Source organism: Pseudoalteromonas sp. NGC95 (assembly GCF_015864705.1).
Taxonomy (GTDB): domain Bacteria; phylum Pseudomonadota; class Gammaproteobacteria; order Enterobacterales; family Alteromonadaceae; genus Pseudoalteromonas; species Pseudoalteromonas arctica.
The window spans coordinates 275,069-296,549 of sequence record NZ_JADYWR010000002.1; the positions used below are offsets into that span (position 1 = coordinate 275,069).

The following is a 21,481-nucleotide window of genomic DNA, read 5'->3' on the forward strand; positions in this document are numbered from 1 at the left end:
AAAAAAAAAGCCGAGTATTTCCATACTCGGCTTTTTAATGAAATTAAGCTTTAGCGGTTACTCGCGAACTTGGCCTTCACCATTCACTAAGTACTTCTCAGTAGTAAGTGACTCAAGTCCCATAGGTCCGTATGCATGAAGCTTAGAAGTTGCTATACCAATCTCTGCGCCTAGACCCAGCTGTGAGCCATCAGAAAAGCGAGATGATGTATTAACCATCACTACAGAGGCATCAACACTACGCTGGAATAACTCTGCAGCGGCTGCGTTTTTAGTGCAAATTACTTCAGTGTGGTTTGAACCAAACTGTGCAATGTGTTCAACCGCTGCCGTAAAGTTTGGTACAACACGAATAGCGATTTCTAGGTCTAGATATTCTTCACCAAATTCGTTATCGGCTAACACAGTTGCATTATCAAAGTATTTAGCTGCAAAGCTGTCAGCATTTATTTTTACACCTTCTTGGCGTAATACAACTGCGCACAGATTTAAAAACTCATCTGCAACATCTTGATGAACTACTAAGCCCTCAAGTGCATTACAAACACCGGTACGCTGCGTTTTACCGTTAAGTAGTAAGTTAAGCGCAATTTCTAGGTCTGCATCTTTATCTACATATAGATGACAAACGCCTTTGTAATGCTGAATTACTGGGATCGTACTGTTTTCAGTAACAAAGTTAATTAAGCCTTCACCGCCACGTGGAATTATTAAGTCAATGCTTTCACGTTGCTGCATTAATTCCATTAATAGTGCACGATCTGGATCTGGAATCACTGAAATAAGTGATACTGGTAAGTTATGCTTTTCAAGTACGCTGTGCATTACACTTGCGATAGCTTGCGAACTTTTAAGTGCTTCTTTACCGCCACGTAAAATTACGCCATTACCTGATTTAAAACATAATGCGCCAGCATCTGCTGTTACATTTGGGCGTGCTTCGTAAATCATACATACAACGCCAAGAGGTACGCGCATTTTACGAATTTTAATGCCATTTGGACGCTCTGTGATATCACGTAGCTGACCAACAGGATCGTCCAGGCTTACGATTACTTCAATGCCTTCTGCCATTGCTTCAATACGCTCATCGTTTAGCGTTAAGCGGTCGATCATTGAGGCTGCTAAGTTATTGTCGCGTGCTGCGCTTAGGTCACTTTCGTTTTCTTTGATTATAAATGCTTTTTGCTCTCTTAGTGCCGCTGCCATTTCAACTAGTACTTGATTTTTAGTCTCGGTATCGAGTAAAGCAAGTGTATGGGCAGCTTTAGCTGTCTGGCGTGAAATGTCCGTAATTAAACTCATGACTTCTCCAATAATGCGATATGTTTTTCAGATATAACTGGTCCAATTGAATCCTGCATTTTTTCGCTGAATTCACTCTGTTCGTTGTCTGCAATAAAGTTTAACAAACAGCTACTATAATTTGCGGTCGCTTTAGCTAAACGCGTACCGTCTTCACTACGTACTAAAATGGTATCACCAACAGCAAATTCACCATGGACTTCCATGATTTCATCACCGCGAATACATCCACTTTCACCTTCAAGGGATTCATCAAATGATCCATCAACAACAACTTCACCTTGCTCATTTGCTGTGTGTGTCATCCAATGTACAGAATCTTGCATCGGCTTTTCGTACGGTAAAAATACGCTACCAGGATTTTCCCCAGCTAGCAGTTTCGTAAATGTTTCTTCTTTAAAGCCGTTTATAATATAAGTCGCGATACCGTGTGACGTTGCTTTTTCTGCCGCTTCTATTTTGGTTTTCATGCCACCAGTACCAACAGCACTTGTAGCACATCCTGCCATAGCATAAATAGATTCATCAATTGATTTTATTTCAGGCAGTAACACCGCATCATCATGTAAGTTAGGGTTTTTATCATATAACCCATCAACGTCTGAGAATATTAATAACGCATCGGCATCGGCTGCTGCTGCGACCATTGCTGATAAGTTGTCGTTATCACCCACTCTTAAGTCGTCGGTAGTTACAGCATCATTTTCATTAATGATAGGAAAAACACCATGCTCAAGCAAAGTAAACACTGTTTCGCGAATACTTTGGTAACGCTCGCGGTCACGTAAATCGCCGTGCGTTAATAATAGTTGCGCAGATGGAAAGTCAAAAAAGCGGTCCCACATGGCGATCATTTCTGTTTGGCCTGCTGCTGCCATTGCTTTTTTCATCACCACAGAGCGAGGTTTGTCTGATGGGAATAAATGCGCTCCAGCCGCTACAGAACCCGATGATACTAAAATCACCTCGATTCCACGGGCACGACAACGAACAATGAACTGTGCGATGGTTAATATGTAACGCGAACGGCAGCCATCTTGATCTGGTGCAATTAATGCACTACCTACTTTAAGTACGATACGTCGCCAATTTAACTTTTGCATAAATGCTCAACTTTCCATTTTATCTGCGCTCATCTTAATTAGACGAGCTAAAACTAAGTAGCTAGGTTTAAAACATAGCTTCGAATTTTTCTTTTCATTTAGGCAACACTTTTTTACACACACGCAAAAACCATATCTAAAACAAGAAGCTTAGATTTGAGGTCAAGTAAAAGTAGCAACAACCCAAAAATATTGAGCAGCACTAATCAAAAAATTTAAAAGTGTTGTTTATGCATCGCTGTAAAAAGCTGTGTGTGGCTTTTTTATTAACAACATACATAGAGCCTCTAAAGTCTGATACACCAACAGATAGGGTGAAGACCAAAGGACCGAGATTTAACCGCCACGATGGGGGGCTAAATATTGAAAGTAATAGTTCAACTCAAACCTTTATTTACTTAAATAATTAAATAAACTTGTTTGGCAAAACCATACCAAGAATTCGGCAAATGATATTTTGTAATGCTCAAATACTAGAAACATCACTAACACATGATTATAAAGATTAAAAATGACGTTAAGATTAACAAGCCTGTTTTATCTTCAATAAACTTCGTTAGATGACTAATTATTAGAACACGAAGTATAATACACCAAATACCCCTTTAAAATCAAGGTTAAAATTCGAACTAAGTTAATACGAAACACTCATACCCTTTATATTGTTATTAAAATTCAATAAATTAAACAATTAATACACTTTAAAATAAGGTGGCTAAGTTCTCGCTAAATAATTTAAGCCTACTAATCTTTTATAAGCAGCTAAAATTGATTAGTAATATTTGAGTTTCCGGTGTATACCCCTGTATTAATAATTAACAAAAGTTATACTTTCTAAACATATCGTCATAAATAAGGAATTCTTAATCTATGTCAGCAATTTACATAGCCGGTATCGCACTTTGCTCTGTGCTTGCCCAATGGGTCGCGTGGGCTTTTAGAGTACCCGCTATTCTTTTTTTATTGCTTACTGGTCTTTTACTTGGACCATTTAGTGGTGTTTTAGACCCTGATGCACTTTTAGGTGATTTACTGTTTCCAGTAGTATCACTAAGCGTTGCCATCATTTTATTTGAAGGTTCCTTAACTCTGCATTTCAGAGAATTAAAAGGGATAGGAAAAGTTGTAAGGAATCTCTGCTCAATCGGTATGCTTACTACCTGCATTATTATTAGCTTAAGCGCCTACTGGTTGCTTGAGCTCAATTGGCGTGTTGCTGCGGTACTAGGCGCAGTACTCGTTGTTACTGGCCCTACAGTTATAGCACCGCTATTAAACTCAATGCGTCCAACACAAGACATAGACCGCATACTTCGCTGGGAAGGTATTGTAATAGATCCTATTGGCGCATTATTTGCTGTATTGGTATTTGAAGCTGTAATGCTTGTAGGCCAAGGCGAAGTATTTAGTCATACTATTATTGCTTTAGTTAAAACCCTGGGTGTTGGTTTAAGTATTGGTGTTGCTGCAGGTTGGCTAACAACCCTATTAATGCGTCGCGAGTGGCTGCCATTTGAATTACATAAGTTTGGGATTTTAGCACTAGTCCTTATTAGTTTTTCTGTATCAAACTATTTAAGCCATGAATCAGGCTTATTAGCAGTAACTGTATTTGGTATTTGGCTTGCGAACCAAGACGATTTAGAAATAGATTCTGTACTTGAGTTTAAAGAAGACTTGTCGATGATATTAATATCGACGCTATTTATTTTACTTGCAGCACGCTTACAGCTTTCTGATTTGATGATGCTCGACAGCGATGTATTTATATTTTTAGCTATTGTGCTTTTTGTTGCACGCCCACTGTGTATTGCTATTTCGACCTTTGGTACTGACTTACCAATGAAGTCTCGCTTGGTACTTGCCTGGATTGCTCCACGCGGTATAGTTGCCGCAGCCGTTGGGTCAGTATTTGCACTAAGTATGATGGAAGCTGGCGTTGCTGATGCTGAAAAAATGGTGCCACTTATATTTACGGTGATCATCATTACGGTTGTGCTGCAAAGCTTAACAGCCATTCCTGTTGCTAAGCTATTAGGCGTACGCCAACCATCACCAAATACAATATTAATTATTGGTGCAAACCATGTATCGCGTGCAATTGGACGTGGCTTACAAGAGCAGAATATTCCGGTTCACCTTTCAGATCCTGCATGGGAAAACTGCAGAATGGCACGTATGGATGGCTTAGCTTGTTATTATGGTAACCCGCAATCAGAGCATGCTGAACGCTACTTACCTCTAACAACTATTCGTAGTGTCTTAGCGCTATCGCCAAACCGTCATCATAATGCGCTAGGCGTTCAATACTTTTCGCATTTACTTAATGAAAAAAATGTATTTTCGCTTCGCTCATCAACGTCGCATGCTAAAGCAAATAAAGACAGCGCAACGTTTTTATCTAGACAAATATTGTTTGGAGACGAAGGCTCGTATGCACGTTTAAGCAGTATTATAGCTAAAGGCGGTAAGGTTAGTTCAACACGCATCTCGGATGAGTTTAGCTGGGAGCAATATCTAGAAATGAACCCTGAGGCTATCCCTTTGTTTATTCTTAAAGGTGATAAAGACAGCGACGACGATACGCCAATTAAGCTAAGACCGTTTACAATCAACATGGAAAAACCGCCGCAAGAAGGCGAGCGTGTTGTTGCATTACAGCCGCCTAAAATGTCGGTCTTAAAAGACCCGCAAACAAAGGCTAAAGAAGAAAGTTAAACACTTTTACTACCTGTAAAAACTCAAAAACCCTAACTTAAAGAGTTAGGGTTTTGTTTTTTAAGAGCCATTAAATAGGAAGGCGAGCTCGCGCAACCACACTATCTGGCATTTTTTGCGCTAACTTAGTCAGCGCTCGCTCAATTTTTTTATGAGTCGCTTTATCTGCGACCATAGAATTAAATAGCCAACGGTATGCATCTTCAAAATCACGCGGGCTGCCATAGCCATCATTAAATAATTTAACCAAACGTAGTTGTGCTTTTAAATTGCCTTGCGACGACGCTTCACGCAAATACGTAATTGCCATTGCTTTATCTTGCTGAACTAAACGCCCGGTGTCGTAGTAACGCCCTAACTGCTCTAGCGCTGCCGCTAAGCCTTGTTCAGCCGCTTTTCGCATGTAATACACACCTAACTCTACATTACGATCCACGCACACGTTATAAGCCAGCATATCGCCGTATAAAAATTGATAAGACGGCAATGCCATTTTATTGGCTCGTGCTTCTATATCTTGCACTAACTGGCAATCATCTGCCTTTACCCGCGCTAAATGCGTATTTTTATTTATTAACGCAATTAGCTCAGATTCTGTATACAGCGGTACAGCAGCAGGGCTTTCTGTAGCTAAGCTGTTGGTTGCTATAAATAAAGACAGCGGAATTAATGAAAGCCTTAATACGCAATTACGGTAAAATAAACGCATGCTCACCACTTATAAAAATAAACTTATTAAAATATATACAAAGATCGTTCCAAGGTGAATTTTAGATACAAAAAAAGCTGCACTAGGCAGCTTTTTTTAATCTAATGGTAATTACGCAAACGGGTTGCGAAGTACCATAGTTTCTACGCGGTCTGGACCTGTAGAAATAATATCAATTGGAACACCCGTAATTTCTTCAATACGCTTGATGTAGTCAATCGCAGCTTTTGGTAAACCGTCAAGACTCGTTACACCAACAGTGTTTTCTGACCAACCTGGCATTTCTTCGTATACTGGCGTTACTTTATCATAACCTTCAGCTGCTAATGGTGTTACGTTAGTAACTGTGCCATCTTCAAGCTTGTAACCAATACAGATTTTAAGCGTTTCTAAGCCATCTAAAACATCAAGCTTAGTTAAACAAAAACCTGAAATACTGTTGATTTGAACCGCACGGCGCATAGCCACTGCATCTAACCAACCAGTACGACGAAGTCGACCTGTTGTAGCGCCAAACTCATGGCCTTTATCACCTAAGTGCTTACCAACTGGATCTTGTTTCTCAAGACCGTCGTAAAGCTCTGTAGGGAAAGGACCTGAACCAACACGTGTAGTGTACGCTTTAATAATACCTAAAACGTAATCAAGGTTTAATGGACCAAAACCTGCACCAGTAGCAACGCCACCAGCTGTAGTATTTGAAGATGTTACATAAGGGTAAGTACCGTGATCGATATCAAGTAACGTACCTTGTGCACCTTCAAATAAAATGTTTTCGCCTGCTAAACGCGTTTGATCTAAAAGCTCAGTTACATCTACAACCATTGCTTTTAAGATATCAGCAACAGCCATTGCATCATCAAACGTTTTTTGGAAATCTACAGCGTCTACTTTGTAGTAGTTAACTAAAGTGAAGTTATGGTATTCAAGAACTTCTTTTAATTTAGCTGCAAATAATTCAGGATTAAATAAATCGCCTACGCGTAAACCACGGCGAGCCACTTTATCTTCGTACGCAGGACCGATACCACGGCCAGTTGTACCAATTGGCTTATCGCCACGAGCAGTTTCGCGGGCTACATCTAATGCAACATGGAAAGGCAAGATTAGCGGACATGCTTCACTTATTAAAAGACGCTCACGTACAGGTACGCCGCGTTCTTCAAGCATGCCAATTTCTCTCATTAGCGCTTCTGGTGATAAAACTACACCATTACCAATCACACATTTAACATTGTCACGTAATACACCCGATGGAATAAGGTGTAGAACCGTCTTTTCACCTTCGATAACTAAAGTATGACCCGCATTGTGGCCACCTTGATAACGAACTACTAAAGATGCTTTGTCTGTAAGGAGATCAACTACCTTACCCTTTCCTTCGTCACCCCATTGGGTGCCTAATACAACAACGTTTTTACCCATCGTAAATTCACTTAGAGAAAATTAGGACGAGATTTTACCAGAAAACTAAAGTAAAGATCACCCCTGTTCAGCTTATTTTTTCTGCGCGCATTTGTTATATCCAAATATTAGCTAATAACCACATAAATAACAGTGATTTAAAGCACTAGACTGTGTTTAACAAAAAGCCCCGCAAATGCGAGGCTTTTTAACTTCTAAATAATTAACGTAAAACCTATTGAGCTTTAGCGCCTTTCATATATTGGAAGAAGTCGCTATCTGGTGAAAGCACCATAACGTCTTGCTTATTTTTAAAAGTCTTTTTGTAAGCCTCAAGCGAACGCACAAAACTAAAGAACTCAGGGTCTTTGTTATACGCGCTTGCATAGATGCCTGCGGCATCAGCATCGCCTTGACCACGTACAGAACGCGCATTACGCTCTGCATCGGCAAGCATTACTGTTACACGACGGTCAACACCCGCACGAATAGTCTCGGCTTTTTCCTGACCTTCAGAACGATGCTCTTTTGCAACAGCAGTACGCTCAGCGCGCATACGTTGGTAAATAGAGCTACTCACTTCTTGTGGTAGGTTAATTTGCTTAACACGTACGTCTAGCACCTCAATACCAAGCTCACGTGCACTTTCAGAAGCTTGTACTAACGCTTCTTCCATCAACTCGCTACGCTCACCCGATACAATTTCGCGAATTGTACGTGTACCAAAGTTTGTACGAAGACCATTATTTACTTTTTGTTTAAGTAGCGTTTCAGCATATTGCTTATCGCCACGGGCACGTAAGTAAAAAGCGCTAAAGTCATTAACACGCCATTTTACAAACGAATCAACAATTAAGTCTTTTTTCTCACTAGTAACAAAGCGGTCCGGCGCACCATCTAGCGTTTGAATACGTGCATCAATACGACGTACTTGGCTAAAAAATGGCACCTTAAATTGTAGGCCTGGGCCATATACAATCGCTTGATCGTCGCTGTCTTTTTGTACTTTACTGAATAACATTACAATTGCTTTTTGCCCTTCAGGTACAACAAATACCGATGAAAAAGACATAACAATGGCAGCTAATAGTATTACTAAACTAAAGTTTTTCATTATGATTATCTCCCATCATTGAAGCGGTCGTTGTTAAAGCGGTCATTGCCACTATTAACAGAGCTATTGCGCGACGTATTTACTTTATTGCGTAAATCTTGAATATCACTAGAGCTTGGAAGTGCAACACGTGTTGCTGTCCCTTGCTTATCCATGATCTTATCAAGTGGTAAATAAAGCATATTATTACCGCCTTTAACATCAACCAATATTTTAGAACTACTCCCTAACACTTCTTCCATTGCATCAATGTATAAGCGCTCACGAGTAACTTCTTTAGCTGCTTGATATTCAGGTAATAGCTTTTCAAAACGAGCTACTTCACCTTGTGCTTCTAATGTAATACGCTCTTGGTAACCTTCCGCTTCTTGAGTCATACGCGTTACTTGACCACGAGCACGCGGTTCAATTTCACGAGCATATGCTTCTGCTTCACGAATGAAACGTTCTTCATCTTCTTGTGCAGCAATCGCATCATCAAATGCATCTTTAACTTCAGTTGGCGGACGAGAGTCTTTAAAGTTCACGTCAGTAACAATTAAACCTAAGTTATATGGTTCGATAATCTTATTAAGCTCATCCCATGTATTTTGACGAACAACCTCACGGCCATTAGTTAATACTTGGTCCATTTTTGCATGGCCCACAACGTAACGTAGTGCACTATCTAGTGCTTCTTCTAAGCTACTATCAGCGTTAGTTACGCTAAATTCATAAAGGTATGGGTCAATAACACGGTATTGCACCTGAAACTCAACGCTCACTACGTTTTCGTCTTCAGTAAGCATAAAACCAGAAGCCGATAATGAACGAACTGCTTCAATATCTACTGGGATTACCGTTTCAATAAACGTCATTTTCCAACGCAGACCAGGATCAGCAATTCGGTCATATTTACCAAATTGAAGAACCACACCACGCTCGGCTTCTTTAACCGTATAAATACCACTTAACGCCCATACAATAACGGCGATAATAAGTATAAATGAAATACCGGCTCCGCCAAGTCCACCGCCGCTACCATTGCCGGATTTTTTCCCGCCAAATAAGCCGCCGAACTTGTTACTAAACTTGCGGAACACCTCGTCTAAATCAGGTGGGCCTTGATCACGTCCGCCTTTATTATTCCACGGATCTTTGTCATTGCCATTATTACCCGGTTCATTCCAGGCCATAGCTATACTCCATTGTTATCTAAATAAATTAGGAAATTGTGTTAAATCTAACAAATCTACCGCGTTTCTCATACAAAAACCGACATTAAAACGTCAATTTTTAATTACGGTTGATAAAACCAGCAATTTCAGGACCAAATTCTTTAATTAAACGATTCCACTCAACCATTGGTATTCTAACATCTAACAGCCAATTACCTTGCTCATCAAAGCGTTCTTCATGTACTGCATTTAAACTAAACAATGCAGCCCTTAGGCGACCATACAATGGCGTAAGAAATAATGTTTCGTTAAACATCTTCTTAGCAAGCAGTTCACTAATAGCCTCACTAAGTAATTCACACCCTTCACCAGTCTGAGCGCTAAGCCATACTCTTATAGGTTGGCCTTCGTCATCTCGATCAATACGTGGGCTTACGTTATCCAGCGCATCAATTTTATTATAAATTAATAGCTGTGGTACTTCATCGGCTTCAATTTCTTTAAGCACCGATTGTACTTGTTCAATATTTTCTTGAAGACGAGAGTCTGCTGCGTCAATTACATGTAACTGTAAATCAGCTTCACGAGTTTCAGTTAGCGTTGCTTTAAAAGCAGCAACTAAGTCGTGCGGTAAATGACGAATAAAGCCCACTGTATCAGCTAAGATAACAGGACCAACATCACCTAATTCAAGCTTACGTAGAGTCGGGTCAAGCGTTGCAAACAACTGATCGGCCGCGTATACATCTGAATTCGTAATTCGATTAAATAATGTAGATTTACCCGCATTGGTATAGCCAACTAACGATACCGTAGGTATTTCGTTACGAGTACGAGCTCGCCTACCTTGTTCGCGTTGCACTGCTACTTTAGCTAAACGCGCACGGATATTTTGAATTCGGGCACGAAGTAATCGTCTATCTGTTTCAAGTTGGGTTTCACCAGGTCCACGTAAACCAATCCCGCCTTTTTGGCGTTCAAGATGGGTCCAGCCCCGAATTAATCGAGTCGACATATGGCGAAGTTGTGCCAATTCAACCTGCAGCTTACCCTCATGGGTACGTGCACGTTGGGCAAAAATATCAAGAATTAGCGTCGTTCTATCAAGCACACGACACTGACAAACACGCTCTAAATTACGCTCTTGTGACGGCCTGAGTTGATGATTGAAAATTACGACATCTGCATTGTGGATTTTGACAATCTCAGCTATTTCTTCTGCTTTACCGGTACCGACGAATAGTTTCGGATGTGGTGCTTGACGGCTGCCTTGCACAACCGCCAAACTACTAACACCAGCAGAAGATACCAACATTTCTAATTCATGAAGATCTTCACGATCCCCTTCTTTAGGTAAGTCGATATGAACTAAAATTGCCTGTTCGCCGGATTCATAGCGGTCAAACAAACATTATGCTCCTAATTAAAAGTTACCAGCTTCTGGTTCTTCAGTGTCTTCACTCCCTTGAACTGCTTGGAAGTTAACTGCGCGAGCAGGGACAACTGTTGAAATTGCATGCTTATAAACCATTTGATTTACGGTGTTCTCTAGTAAAATAACAAATTGGTCAAATGACTGAATTTTGCCTTGTAATTTTATGCCATTTACCAAAAAGATTGATACTGGAATGCGCTCACGTCGTAGTGCATTCAAAAATGGGTCTTGTAACGATTGGCCTTTTGCCATGTTATTGTTCCTTCGTTCTAGGTGTTATTATAATTAAGTGGCTGAACTTATTTGATAAAAAACAATATTCAACTACTACTAGCTTAGCGAACTTACTACACGATGCAAGTTTTCTTCGTCACCCGTTGTTAACCAAGTAACATCAGGCCAGCTACGAAGCCACGTTAACTGACGTTTTGCCAATTGACGTGTTGCTGCGATGCCACGAAAAACCATTTCATCATGGCTTGTTTCACCCGCAAGGTAATCCCACATTTGTCTATAACCAACACAACGAATAGAAGGCATATTGGGGTGTAAATCCTTACGTAGATATAGGGTCGAAACTTCATTTTCAAACCCCTGATCAATCATTATTTTAAACCTTTCTTCAATTCGGCGATGTAATTCGCTACGTTCTTGCGGTGCAATCGCAAATTGATGAAAAGTATAGGGTAAAGCCGGCTGTTTTTGCTTTTGCAACTCAGTCATGGTCTTACCAGTTAACCTGTAAACCTCTAAAGCTCGATTAATTCTTTGTGAGTCATTCTCACTTATTTTTTCGGCTGCTTTTGGGTCAACTTTAACTAATTCTTTATATAAATGAGGCCAGCCAAATTCTTTAGCTTGTGCTTCTAGCTCTGATCTTATTACTGTATCTGCTTCAGGCAAAGGCGATAAACCATCAATTAAAGATTTGAAGTACAACATTGTACCTCCAACCAATACAGGTACTTTACCTTGTCTATGAAATTCGTCAATTTTTTGTACTGCATCGCGCCTAAAATCAGCAACTGAATATGTTTCACTCGGGTCAAGTAAGTCGATCAGATGATGCGGAGCTTTAGCAAGTTCTTCTGCATCGGGTTTTGCAGTACCAATGTTCATATCTTTATACACTAACGCTGAATCAACGCTGATTATTTCTGTATTTAAATGCTCGCACAGTGAGATTGCCAATGCTGTTTTACCAGCAGCAGTTGGACCCATTAAAAATATGACTGGTAAATTACTCAACACTGATACCTTAATCTAATTGCATTAAATAGTGATTTAGCTCTATTTTAACTGCTTTTTCGCGTAAGCGTTCAATAGTTTGCGGATTATTTTGTAAGCGCATTTGTTGCGCTAAAAACACATTGCTTAAATAAAACCGGGGAGGTACACATTTTATCTGCCACTCTAACCAATTCTCTATATTTTCAAGCCCTGCTTTACACCCATCGAGTAGCTCACCTATCGCTGTACTTACATCAAGTAAATATAAGCACGCTGGCAATTTTTTAACCATTACAAATTGTTTTTCTATTACGAGTTCAAAACCAAGTAAAGTAAACCACGATTGCTGAGCTTCTATAAGTAAGCAATCTTCTTTTGATAAGTTTACTCTTACGGGCAGCAAAAGAGCTTTCCCTTCTAAACTTCCGGACTCTTTAATTTGATTATGCCAATCATCTACCAATGCATATTTGAAATGTGAGCAATACAATTGCTGCTCAACACTAAATACACACGCACCTTCATTAACACTGATGATTGAAACTGTCTTTAAAACATTATGCGCAGACTCTAACTGGTGTTGTGCTACAGGTATGTTTGCTACATTATCAAAATGCGCAGCGTGTTGCTCACTCACACCTTGATAAAACGCGTTTACATCATGATGGCTTGTACTTGGTGTAGCACGGTATGCCCCGCCACCGCCAACACTTCTAGTACCTGATGACGAACTACCAGCACTTCCATAGTAAGAGGGCTGTAATTGCGATTTAGGGTAATCAAATACTCCATCCGCTTTTGTATCATTAGAACTACTATGCGCTGACCCCATAAACACAGGCGCAGATTCCACCTCAGAGCTAAGTGGTTCATTCGTAAACTCACCTTGCAGCGGCACTACCACTTGCTTAATAGCCTGTAATATAAAGTCATGAATTAAGCGCCCTTGATGAAAACGCACTTCATGCTTAGCTGGATGAACATTTACATCAACCTGCCGAGGGTCTATATCAATATAAATGACAAAACCGGGTAATTCTTGTGTTCCGCTTACTTCTTCAAATGCCTGGCGTATAGCATGCAGAATAAGTTTATCGCGCATCATACGATTATTAACATAAGTATACTGAGTCGTATTAGCTGACCCTACAGGTAGCACCCAACCATGCAGCTGTAAGCCACCCTCTCCTGATTGAATATGCAAACCTTGCTCAGCAAAAGCCTTACCTGCAACTTGCGCTACACGTGTAATAGCCTGAGAGGTATCTGTCTTCGCACGATACTGCCTTACTACTTTTTCGTTGTGAGTTAGTGTAATAGAGACATCAAAGCGACTAAGCGCAATACGCTTTATCAACTCATCAATATGGCTAAATTCAGTTTTTTCGGTACGCAAGAATTTACGACGAGCTGGGGTGTTAAAAAATAAATCTTTTACTTCAATGGTTGTGCCATCAGGGTGCGCTACTGGCTTTACTTGCACGGCCATATCGCGACCTTCTGCAAATGCTTGCCAAGCAGCTTCTTGATCTTTTGGTTTTGAGCTCAGCGTTAAACGCGATACAGAGCTAATTGACGCAAGCGCTTCTCCCCTAAAACCAAGTGAACAAATATTTTCAAGGTCATCTAGAGATTTTAATTTACTCGTAGCGTGACGAGAAAGCGCGAGCGTTAGCTCATCTTTACTTATCCCTGAACCGTTATCACGTATACGAATAAGCTTATGACCGCCACGCTCTATATCTATCTGAATACGTGTAGCGCCAGCATCTAAACTGTTTTCGACTAGCTCTTTTACTACCGACGCTGGGCGCTCAACCACTTCGCCTGCGGCAATTTGGTTAGCTAAACGCGCGGGTAATATTTCAATATTCATGAGATTTCCTAGCAAGCATTGCGCTAATAATAATGACTAACTTTGTGGTATATCGAGCTCTTGCCCAATAAACAAAGTATTAGAGCTAAGCTTATTAACTTGTTTTAATTCAGTGACTGTAATGCCATAGCGACTCGCCAACATACTTAAAGATTCACCCGGGCGTACCTTGTGCTTTGTTGGATATTGCGACTTTAATTTAGCAAATAAAGAGTCATCAGGTGGATTTTTTAAATAGTAATTTTTAATTGAAGTAAATATAGCTTTAGCCAAACGCTCTTGATGGTTAGCACTTTTAAGCAGCTTTTCTTCTCGTGGGTTAGATATAAACCCTGTTTCTACTAAAATTGATGGGATATCTGGTGATTTAAGTACAGCAAGACTCGCATGTTGGGGATCTTTCTTATGCAACTTAGCAACTTTACGTAGCTCTTTAACCACTTCGTCAGCTACGTTTAAGCCGGTTTTCATAGAGTGATCCATCGACATATCAAGTAATGCTTGCGCTAAGTATTTTTCGTTAGCGGCATCTTTCATTACATCCGCAGCGCCACCTAAAAGCTCAGAGTGCTTTTCTTTATCTTCTATCCATTTACCTATCTCTGAATTAGCACGCCTTAACGACAACACCCAAACAGAGGCACCATTTGGTCCCGGGCTCGTAAATGCATCAGCATGAATAGAGACAAAAAAGTCGGCCTTTTTTTCACGAGCACGATTGGTACGCGTATTAAGTTTTACAAAGTAGTCACCGCTTCGTACCATGCGCGAAATCATCCCACGTTCGCCATCAATCATGCGCTCTAAACGTTTTGCAATTTGCAGTGTTACTGTTTTTTCGTACGTGCCAGATGGACCAATTGAACCTGGATCTTCGCCGCCATGACCCGCATCAATTGCAATTACAATATCGCGTTCTTGGCTTAACTGGCGATTTTTAGCTGCTGTTTGAGCAGGAGAAACAACTGTGGCAGCTTGGCTTTTATTGTATAAATCAACAACGAGCCTGTTTTTATAAGGGCCTGTAGGCGCTAAAGCAAATACAACTGGCTTTACTGGTGCGTTTAATTCAAACACTAACCGAACACTGTGCTTATTTTTAGGTTTTGAGTAGCGTAGCTTGCTCACTATTTGATGTTTTGGTGGTACACCTGGTAGTATTTTTAACTCGTTAGTGTTTTCTAAATCAATTACTAAGCGGCTTGGGTTTTTAAGCATGAAATAGCTAAAGTCAGGCTTATCATTTAAATCAAATACCACACGCGTACTATCAGGGGACGGCCATACGCGTACACTATTAATTGTATTTTTGGCCCACAGCGGCAAGCTTATGGTAATAACCATAAGGTAAATAAAGAGTTTAACTACACCTCGGCTCATTTGATAATTACTGCCTTAACTATATTATTATTTGTTATTTAGTTTTTCGACAATTGCTACACCACGCTCACTGGCGCTATTAATAACAATTTTACGTTCGTTACCCATATAGCTTAGAGTAATATCTAAATCAGGCACAGGAATAAATTCACCACCTTTTTCTGGCCACTCAACAACGCAAATTGCATCTGGTGAAAAATAATCGCGTATTCCCATGTATTCTAGTTCTTCAGGGTCACCTAAGCGGTATAAATCAAAATGATAAACATTTGCGCGCTCGAGTTCATAAGGTTCAACAAGTGTATACGTTGGGCTTTTAACTTTGCCTGTATGTCCAAAGCCTTGCACTACACCTCGAGTAAACGTTGTTTTACCAGCGCCTAAATCACCATGTAAATAAATAACCGCACCTTGCTCTATAATATCAGCAACGCAATTACCCATTGCGACCGTGGCTACTTCATCAGTCAAATGAAATTCAAAACTACGCGTCATTACTACCTCAAAAATTCATCCAAAAGCGCATATTTGCTAATCATACCAGAATATTAATTTAAGGCGATAAATTGAGGTTTTAGACATAAAAAAACCAGATAAGCTGATAATGAAAATTGTGTATGGATGTCTATTTTCGATACTTTGAAGCTGTATCATTGTAATAAAATAAGGTAAGGTAAGTGAGTTCTCAGACTAAAAGATAGTAAAAGAAAAGTAACACCACGAATTAGATGACCCCATGTTGGCATTAAATTAACTGAGATATGTAAGTTTATTATCTAACTTCTTCTGATTCAGCAGATGGTTCTGCTAGCAAAAAAGTAACTGGTAAATGAAACTCTCAACTATTCCCCAAGATAACTTTATATTTTCAGATAAAAGACTAATCCAGGTGACCCGCTCATCCTAGTTTACTGTTTGCAGGTGCTTTAAAAACAAAAAGCCCCAGCTAATGCCGGGGCTTTTTTACAAAACTAACTTAATTAAAAAATTAAGCTTGTTTTGGACTAGAAATAACGTCTACTAAAGTCCAAGATTTATTCTTAGAAATTGGTGCGCATTCACGGATAGTAACTACGTCACCCGCTTTTGCTGTGTTATTTTCGTCATGTACGTGTAACTTAGTCGTACGTTTAATGAATTTCCCATAGATTGGGTGCTTCACGTAACGTGCGATAGCGATAGTGAAAGATTTTTCCATCTTGTCGCTGATTACACGGCCTTGAAGAGTACGAATTTTATCGCTCATTATTGACCTGCCTTCTGGTTAATAACTGTTTTTACACGCGCGATATCGCGGCGTACTGTTCTTAGCGTGTGTGTCTGAGCTAACTGACCAGTGCTAGCTTGCATGCGCATATTAAATTGCTCACGAAGTAGTCCTAGAAGTTCAGCATTAAGCTCTTCTACGCTTTTGTCTTTTAGTTCGCTAGCTTTCATCACATTACCGTCCGAGTTACGAAAGTTGTTTTGAATGGCAATTTACGAGCAGCAAGGTCGAATGCTTCACGAGCAAGCTCTTCTGAAACACCTTCCATTTCGTAAAGTACTTTACCAGGCTGAATTTCAGCAACCCAATATTCAACAGAACCTTTACCTTTACCCATACGAACTTCAAGAGGTTTTTCTGTAATCGGTTTGTCAGGGAAGACACGAATCCAGATTTTACCTTGACGTTTCACGTGACGCGTCATAGCACGACGAGCTGCTTCGATTTGACGAGCAGTCATACGGCCACGGCCAGTTGCTTTCAATCCGAAAGTACCGAAGCTTACTTTGTTACCGTTTTGCGCTAAACCGCGGTTGCGGCCTTTGTGCATTTTACGGAATTTTGTACGTTTTGGCTGTAACATTAGTCGCTACCTCTACTTAGCACTTTTCTTGGCTTTCTTTGGTGCGCGTTTAGCTGGCTTCTCTTGCTCTTGTACTAGTGGTAAACCACCAATAACTTCGCCTTTGAAGATCCAAACTTTAACACCAATGATACCATAAGTGGTTAAGGCTTCAGAAGTTGCGTAATCGATATCAGCACGAAGAGTATGTAGAGGTACACGACCTTCACGATACCATTCTGAACGTGCGATTTCAGCGCCGCCAAGACGACCGCTAACTTCAACTTTAATCCCTTTAGAACCGATGCGCATTGCATTTTGTACCGAACGCTTCATAGCGCGACGGAACATAACACGACGTTCTAGTTGAGAGGCAATGCCGTCTGCTACTAGTTGTGCATCTAGTTCTGGTTTACGTACTTCAGAGATATTAATCTGAGCAGGTACACCAGCGATTTTAGTTACCGCTTGACGTAATTTTTCTACGTCTTCGCCTTTTTTACCGATAACAACACCCGGACGAGCCGTATGAATTGTTACACGGATTGATTTTGCTGGACGCTCAATAACGATTTTAGACACAGAAGCCGTTTTCAATTCCTTAGTAAGGAATGTACGAACTTTGTGATCGCCAAAAAGCTGTGCAGAGAAATCTTTTGAACTCGCGTACCAGGTAGAAACCCAAGGTTTAGATATACCTAGGCGAATACCAGTAGGATGAACTTTTTGTCCCATTACTTATACTCCTAGCTATCTGAAACCATAACAGTGATATGGCTTGTACGCTTAAGGATGCGGTCTGCGCGTCCTTTAGCACGAGGCATAATACGTTTCATTGTAGGACCATCGTCCACAAAGATCGTTGTTATACGAAGCTCATCAATGTCAGCACCTTCGTTATGCTCTGCGTTAGCAATAGCAGACTCAAGTACTTTCTTAACTAATACAGCCGCTTTCTTCGGGCTGTACGCCAGGATTTCTAGTGCGCGATCTACAGGTAACCCGCGGATCTGATCTGCAACTAGACGTGCTTTTTGCGCCGAACCAGAGGCGAATTTATGTTTAGCTAATGCTTGCATTTATCTTCCCCTCTTATCGTTTCTTCGCTTTCTTATCCGCAGCATGGCCACGGTAAGTGCGAGTTGGTGCAAATTCACCTAGTTTGTGACCGATCATTTCGTCAGAAACGAAAACTGGTACGTGCTGGCGACCATTATGGACAGCAATGGTCAATCCGATCATGTTAGGTATGATCATTGAACGACGGCTCCAAGTTTTAATTGGCTTTTTCTCACCGCTTTCCAAAGCTTTCTCTACCTTCTTCAGCAAGTGTAGGTCTATAAAAGGACCCTTCTTGAGAGAGCGTGGCATGGCTATTCCTCAATATTACTTAGTACGACGACGTACTATAAATTTATCCGTACGCTTGTTCTTACGCGTCTTCGCACCTTTAGTCGGTTTACCCCATGGAGACACAGGATGACGACCACCAGATGTACGACCTTCACCACCACCGTGTGGGTGATCTACCGGGTTCATGGCAACACCACGAACTGTCGGACGAATACCACGCCAGCGATTTGCACCTGCTTTACCAAGTGAACGAAGCATATGCTCAGCATTGCCTACTTCACCTAGAGTCGCACGACAATCAGATTCAACTTTACGAACTTCGCCTGAACGAAGACGTAATGTTACATACTGACCATCACGAGCAAGGATTTGAACGTATGCACCAGCAGAACGTGCGATTTGAGCACCTTTACCTGGTTTTAATTCTACGTTGTGAACAGTCGAACCTACAGGCATATTACGCATTGGTAATGCATTACCAGGCTTGATTGGTGCATCAACACCAGACTGGATTGCATCGCCAGCTTTTAAGCCTTTAGGTGCGATAATGTAACGACGCTCACCGTCTGCATATAATACAAGAGCGATGTTTGCGCTACGATTTGGATCGTATTCTAAACGTTCAACAGTAGCTGGAATGCCATCTTTAGTACGTTTAAAATCGATTAAACGGTAGTGTTGTTTATGACCACCACCGATATGACGAACCGTAATACGACCATTGTTATTACGACCACCTGATTTAGAGTTTTTCTCTAAAAGTGGTGCGTATGGCTTACCCTTATGTAGATCAGAGTTAACCACTTTAACTAGGTGACGACGGCCCGCAGAAGTAGGCTTACACTTTTGAAGTGCCATAATTCTATCCCCTTATTACTCGGCGCCGCCGACAAAGTCTAGCTCGCTGCCTTCTTTAAGAGTAACGTAAGCTTTCTTCCAGTCGCTACGACGACCGAAACGTGCGCCAGTACGTTTTGTTTTACCCTTAACGTTAAGTGTGCGAACACCAGTTACTTCTACTTCAAAAAGCTTCTCAACTGCTACTTTAATTTCAGCTTTAGTTGCGTCATTTACTACTTTAAAAACAATAGTATTGTTTTCTTCAGCAGCAATTGTGCTTTTTTCAGAGATATGTGGAGCAAGGATCACTTTTAAAAGACGTTCTTCGCGAATCATGCTAGCGCCTCCTCAAGTTGCTTAACAGCAGCGGCTGTAATAAGTACCTTATCGAAAGCAATTAAGCTTACAGGATCGATACCAGCTACATCACGTGTGTCAACCTTATAAAGGTTACGTGCCGATAAGAAAAGATTTTCATCTACTTCTTCAGTCACGATAAGAACATCTTTAAGCTCAAGTTCTTTAAGCTTAGCAACTAGTTCTTTAGTTTTTGGTGCTGCTAGAGCAAAACTTTCAACAACGATTAAACGCTCTTGACGAACTAATTCAGATAAGATGCTTTTAATCGCACCACGGTACATTTTACGGTTTACTTTTTGGCTGTGGTCTTGTGGTTTAGCTGCAAAGCTAACGCCACCTGAACGCCAAATTGGGCTACGGATTGTACCGGCACGTGCACGGCCAGTACCTTTTTGAGCCCATGGTTTTTTACCACCACCGCTTACTTCAGAACGTGTCTTCTGAGCACGAGTACCTTGACGAGCACCTGCTGCGTATGCAACAACTACTTGATGTACTAATGCTTCGTTAAACTCACGTCCAAAAGTAGCTTCAGAAACTTCAAGACCGCCAGAAGCGTCTTTAATTGCTAATTCCATCACTAAATCTCCAGGACTTATGCTTTAACAGCTGGTTTAACGATAACGTCACCGCCAATAGCTCCAGGTACTGCACCCTTAACTAAAAGCAAATTACGCTCAGCGTCAACGCGAACTAGTTCTAAGTTTTGAGTCGTTACACGCTCAGCACCCATATGACCGGCCATTTTCTTACCTTTAAACACCTTACCAGGTGATTGGTTTTGACCGATTGAACCAGGAGCACGGTGAGATAGAGAGTTACCATGTGTAGCGTCTTGCATGCTGAAATTCCAGCGCTTAACACCACCTTGGAAACCTTTACCTTTAGAAGTACCGGTTACGTCAACCTTGTTGATTTCGTTGAATAATTCAACAGTAAGCTCAGCGCCTACTTCAAAATCGCCTTCACCACCGTTAAGGCGGAATTCCCACAGACCGCGACCCGCTTCAACACCAGCTTTAGCGAAATGACCCGCTTTAGCTTTGTTTACACGACTTGCTTTTTTAGTGCCTGCGGTTACTTGAAGCGCGTTATAACCGTCTGTTGCGTCAGATTTGATCTGAGCAATGCGGTTAGGTGTCGCTTCAATAACTGTCACAGGGATAGATACACCATCTTCAGTGAAGATTCGTGTCATACCCACTTTACGACCGACTAGACCTAATGCCATTTTCCTAAAACCTCTCTAATCTTTCGATTAACCCAGGCTGATTTGAACATCAACACCAGCAGCAAGATCTAAACGCATAAGCGCGTCTACAGTCTTGTCAGTTGGTTCTACGATGTCTATCAGACGTTTATGGGTGCGGATCTCGTACTGATCACGCGCATCTTTATTAACGTGCGGTGAAGTTAGTACAGTAAAACGTTCAAAGCGTGTAGGTAGTGGGATTGGACCACGTACTTGTGCGCCAGTGCGTTTCGCAGTTTCCACGATTTCTGCCGTTGATTGGTCAATCAAACGGTGGTCAAAAGCTTTTAGGCGAATACGAATGCGTTGATTTGACATTCTTAACCTCAATATAAAGAGCATATAAAAGAGCATAAAAAAACGACCGAAACAATCTTAAAACTTAAGATGTCGGCTGTTTGATTATATCTACGTTG

24 protein-coding genes are annotated in these 21,481 nt (G+C 40.9%); 1 reads left to right on the plus strand and 23 read right to left on the minus strand.

The annotated features are described in order from the left end of the window. Positions 1-57: 57 nt before the first annotated feature. On the minus strand, positions 58-1,305 hold the full coding sequence (locus tag I6E70_RS03615) for a glutamate-5-semialdehyde dehydrogenase (protein ID WP_007586417.1): 1,248 nt from the start codon (positions 1,303-1,305) through the stop codon (positions 58-60). After that, the gene (gene proB, locus I6E70_RS03620) at positions 1,302-2,408 is read right to left on the minus strand and encodes a glutamate 5-kinase (protein WP_010554355.1); all 1,107 of its coding nucleotides are present in this window, start codon (positions 2,406-2,408) and stop codon (positions 1,302-1,304) included. Before proB ends, I6E70_RS03615 begins: the two co-directional genes overlap by 4 nt. Positions 2,409-3,278: 870 nt before the next feature. Here proB and I6E70_RS03625 point away from each other — a divergent pair. Beyond that, positions 3,279-5,126, plus strand: a complete 1,848-nt coding sequence (locus tag I6E70_RS03625; protein WP_007586413.1) for a cation:proton antiporter — start codon at positions 3,279-3,281, stop codon at positions 5,124-5,126. A 70-nt stretch (positions 5,127-5,196) separates the two neighbouring features. Here I6E70_RS03625 and I6E70_RS03630 read toward each other — a convergent pair whose 3' ends face one another. The 21 genes from I6E70_RS03630 to rpsJ all read right to left on the minus strand — a co-directional run bounded on the left by I6E70_RS03630 (position 5,197) and on the right by rpsJ (position 21,383). Further along, complete coding sequence (locus I6E70_RS03630) at positions 5,197-5,835, minus strand: tetratricopeptide repeat protein (protein ID WP_007586412.1); 639 nt, start codon at positions 5,833-5,835, stop codon at positions 5,197-5,199. Positions 5,836-5,946: 111 nt separating this feature from the next. Continuing rightward, the gene (locus I6E70_RS03635) at positions 5,947-7,260 is read right to left on the minus strand and encodes an adenylosuccinate synthase (protein WP_010554354.1); all 1,314 of its coding nucleotides are present in this window, start codon (positions 7,258-7,260) and stop codon (positions 5,947-5,949) included. A 214-nt stretch (positions 7,261-7,474) separates the two neighbouring features. Then, positions 7,475-8,353: a protease modulator HflC gene (gene hflC / locus I6E70_RS03640; RefSeq protein WP_010554353.1), complete on the minus strand. Its 879-nt coding sequence runs from the start codon at positions 8,351-8,353 to the stop codon at positions 7,475-7,477. Positions 8,354-8,358: 5 nt separating this feature from the next. Then, complete coding sequence (gene hflK, locus I6E70_RS03645; RefSeq protein WP_010554352.1) at positions 8,359-9,528, minus strand: FtsH protease activity modulator HflK; 1,170 nt, start codon at positions 9,526-9,528, stop codon at positions 8,359-8,361. Between the two features lie 100 nt (positions 9,529-9,628). Further along, positions 9,629-10,918 (minus strand): ribosome rescue GTPase HflX, encoded by a 1,290-nt coding sequence (gene hflX / locus I6E70_RS03650; RefSeq protein WP_197188041.1) that lies wholly within the window; start codon positions 10,916-10,918, stop codon positions 9,629-9,631. A 15-nt stretch (positions 10,919-10,933) separates the two neighbouring features. After that, positions 10,934-11,197, minus strand: a complete 264-nt coding sequence (gene hfq, locus I6E70_RS03655) for an RNA chaperone Hfq (protein ID WP_007586402.1) — start codon at positions 11,195-11,197, stop codon at positions 10,934-10,936. A gap of 78 nt (positions 11,198-11,275) precedes the next feature. Continuing rightward, complete coding sequence (gene miaA / locus I6E70_RS03660; RefSeq protein ID WP_007586400.1) at positions 11,276-12,193, minus strand: tRNA (adenosine(37)-N6)-dimethylallyltransferase MiaA; 918 nt, start codon at positions 12,191-12,193, stop codon at positions 11,276-11,278. A 10-nt stretch (positions 12,194-12,203) separates the two neighbouring features. Beyond that, positions 12,204-14,051: a DNA mismatch repair endonuclease MutL gene (gene mutL / locus I6E70_RS03665; protein WP_197188042.1), complete on the minus strand. Its 1,848-nt coding sequence runs from the start codon at positions 14,049-14,051 to the stop codon at positions 12,204-12,206. 36 nt (positions 14,052-14,087) lie between these two features. After that, positions 14,088-15,431: an N-acetylmuramoyl-L-alanine amidase gene (locus I6E70_RS03670; RefSeq protein WP_007586394.1), complete on the minus strand. Its 1,344-nt coding sequence runs from the start codon at positions 15,429-15,431 to the stop codon at positions 14,088-14,090. A gap of 27 nt (positions 15,432-15,458) precedes the next feature. Further along, entirely contained in the window at positions 15,459-15,926 is a 468-nt protein-coding gene (gene tsaE, locus I6E70_RS03675; RefSeq protein WP_007586392.1) for a tRNA (adenosine(37)-N6)-threonylcarbamoyltransferase complex ATPase subunit type 1 TsaE, read from the minus strand. A 493-nt stretch (positions 15,927-16,419) separates the two neighbouring features. Next, positions 16,420-16,677: a 30S ribosomal protein S17 gene (gene rpsQ, locus I6E70_RS03680; protein ID WP_002957888.1), complete on the minus strand. Its 258-nt coding sequence runs from the start codon at positions 16,675-16,677 to the stop codon at positions 16,420-16,422. Then, the gene (gene rpmC / locus I6E70_RS03685) at positions 16,677-16,868 is read right to left on the minus strand and encodes a 50S ribosomal protein L29 (protein WP_002957889.1); all 192 of its coding nucleotides are present in this window, start codon (positions 16,866-16,868) and stop codon (positions 16,677-16,679) included. Before rpmC ends, rpsQ begins: the two co-directional genes overlap by 1 nt. After that, positions 16,868-17,281: a 50S ribosomal protein L16 gene (gene rplP, locus I6E70_RS03690; RefSeq protein WP_002957890.1), complete on the minus strand. Its 414-nt coding sequence runs from the start codon at positions 17,279-17,281 to the stop codon at positions 16,868-16,870. Before rplP ends, rpmC begins: the two co-directional genes overlap by 1 nt. A 12-nt stretch (positions 17,282-17,293) precedes the next feature. Beyond that, on the minus strand, positions 17,294-17,995 hold the full coding sequence (rpsC, locus tag I6E70_RS03695) for a 30S ribosomal protein S3 (RefSeq protein ID WP_002957891.1): 702 nt from the start codon (positions 17,993-17,995) through the stop codon (positions 17,294-17,296). 11 nt (positions 17,996-18,006) lie between these two features. Continuing rightward, complete coding sequence (gene rplV, locus I6E70_RS03700) at positions 18,007-18,339, minus strand: 50S ribosomal protein L22 (protein ID WP_002957892.1); 333 nt, start codon at positions 18,337-18,339, stop codon at positions 18,007-18,009. Positions 18,340-18,352: 13 nt separating this feature from the next. After that, positions 18,353-18,631 (minus strand): 30S ribosomal protein S19, encoded by a 279-nt coding sequence (rpsS, locus tag I6E70_RS03705; protein ID WP_004588689.1) that lies wholly within the window; start codon positions 18,629-18,631, stop codon positions 18,353-18,355. Between the two features lie 15 nt (positions 18,632-18,646). Continuing rightward, complete coding sequence (gene rplB, locus I6E70_RS03710) at positions 18,647-19,471, minus strand: 50S ribosomal protein L2 (RefSeq protein ID WP_002957895.1); 825 nt, start codon at positions 19,469-19,471, stop codon at positions 18,647-18,649. A gap of 15 nt (positions 19,472-19,486) precedes the next feature. Next, entirely contained in the window at positions 19,487-19,789 is a 303-nt protein-coding gene (gene rplW / locus I6E70_RS03715; RefSeq protein WP_002957896.1) for a 50S ribosomal protein L23, read from the minus strand. Next, positions 19,786-20,391, minus strand: a complete 606-nt coding sequence (rplD, locus tag I6E70_RS03720; protein ID WP_002957897.1) for a 50S ribosomal protein L4 — start codon at positions 20,389-20,391, stop codon at positions 19,786-19,788. The genes rplW and rplD overlap by 4 nt, the downstream gene beginning before the upstream one ends. Positions 20,392-20,408: 17 nt before the next feature. Next, positions 20,409-21,044, minus strand: a complete 636-nt coding sequence (gene rplC / locus I6E70_RS03725) for a 50S ribosomal protein L3 (RefSeq protein ID WP_002957898.1) — start codon at positions 21,042-21,044, stop codon at positions 20,409-20,411. A 27-nt stretch (positions 21,045-21,071) separates the two neighbouring features. Further along, complete coding sequence (gene rpsJ, locus I6E70_RS03730) at positions 21,072-21,383, minus strand: 30S ribosomal protein S10 (RefSeq protein WP_002957900.1); 312 nt, start codon at positions 21,381-21,383, stop codon at positions 21,072-21,074. Positions 21,384-21,481: the final 98 nt, after the last annotated feature.

Coding starts and splice junctions, on each gene's coding strand:
- hflC (WP_010554353.1), bottom strand. CDS start 8,353: ATGAAAAACTTTAGTTTAGTAATACTATTAGCTGCCATTGTTATGTCT.
- rpmC (WP_002957889.1), bottom strand. CDS start 16,868: ATGAAAGCTAGCGAACTAAAAGACAAAAGCGTAGAAGAGCTTAATGCT.
- I6E70_RS03635 (WP_010554354.1), bottom strand. CDS start 7,260: ATGGGTAAAAACGTTGTTGTATTAGGCACCCAATGGGGTGACGAAGGA.
- rpsQ (WP_002957888.1), bottom strand. CDS start 16,677: ATGAGCGATAAAATTCGTACTCTTCAAGGCCGTGTAATCAGCGACAAG.
- I6E70_RS03670 (WP_007586394.1), bottom strand. CDS start 15,431: ATGAGCCGAGGTGTAGTTAAACTCTTTATTTACCTTATGGTTATTACC.
- proB (WP_010554355.1), bottom strand. CDS start 2,408: ATGCAAAAGTTAAATTGGCGACGTATCGTACTTAAAGTAGGTAGTGCA.
- rplB (WP_002957895.1), bottom strand. CDS start 19,471: ATGGCACTTCAAAAGTGTAAGCCTACTTCTGCGGGCCGTCGTCACCTA.
- hflK (WP_010554352.1), bottom strand. CDS start 9,528: ATGGCCTGGAATGAACCGGGTAATAATGGCAATGACAAAGATCCGTGG.
- rplP (WP_002957890.1), bottom strand. CDS start 17,281: ATGTTACAGCCAAAACGTACAAAATTCCGTAAAATGCACAAAGGCCGC.
- rplW (WP_002957896.1), bottom strand. CDS start 19,789: ATGATTCGCGAAGAACGTCTTTTAAAAGTGATCCTTGCTCCACATATC.
- rplC (WP_002957898.1), bottom strand. CDS start 21,044: ATGGCATTAGGTCTAGTCGGTCGTAAAGTGGGTATGACACGAATCTTC.
- rplD (WP_002957897.1), bottom strand. CDS start 20,391: ATGGAATTAGCAATTAAAGACGCTTCTGGCGGTCTTGAAGTTTCTGAA.
- I6E70_RS03630 (WP_007586412.1), bottom strand. CDS start 5,835: ATGCGTTTATTTTACCGTAATTGCGTATTAAGGCTTTCATTAATTCCG.
- rpsJ (WP_002957900.1), bottom strand. CDS start 21,383: ATGTCAAATCAACGCATTCGTATTCGCCTAAAAGCTTTTGACCACCGT.
- mutL (WP_197188042.1), bottom strand. CDS start 14,051: ATGAATATTGAAATATTACCCGCGCGTTTAGCTAACCAAATTGCCGCA.
- rpsC (WP_002957891.1), bottom strand. CDS start 17,995: ATGGGACAAAAAGTTCATCCTACTGGTATTCGCCTAGGTATATCTAAA.
- I6E70_RS03615 (WP_007586417.1), bottom strand. CDS start 1,305: ATGAGTTTAATTACGGACATTTCACGCCAGACAGCTAAAGCTGCCCAT.
- I6E70_RS03625 (WP_007586413.1), top strand. CDS start 3,279: ATGTCAGCAATTTACATAGCCGGTATCGCACTTTGCTCTGTGCTTGCC.
- rpsS (WP_004588689.1), bottom strand. CDS start 18,631: ATGCCACGCTCTCTCAAGAAGGGTCCTTTTATAGACCTACACTTGCTG.
- hfq (WP_007586402.1), bottom strand. CDS start 11,197: ATGGCAAAAGGCCAATCGTTACAAGACCCATTTTTGAATGCACTACGA.
- tsaE (WP_007586392.1), bottom strand. CDS start 15,926: ATGACGCGTAGTTTTGAATTTCATTTGACTGATGAAGTAGCCACGGTC.
- rplV (WP_002957892.1), bottom strand. CDS start 18,339: ATGCAAGCATTAGCTAAACATAAATTCGCCTCTGGTTCGGCGCAAAAA.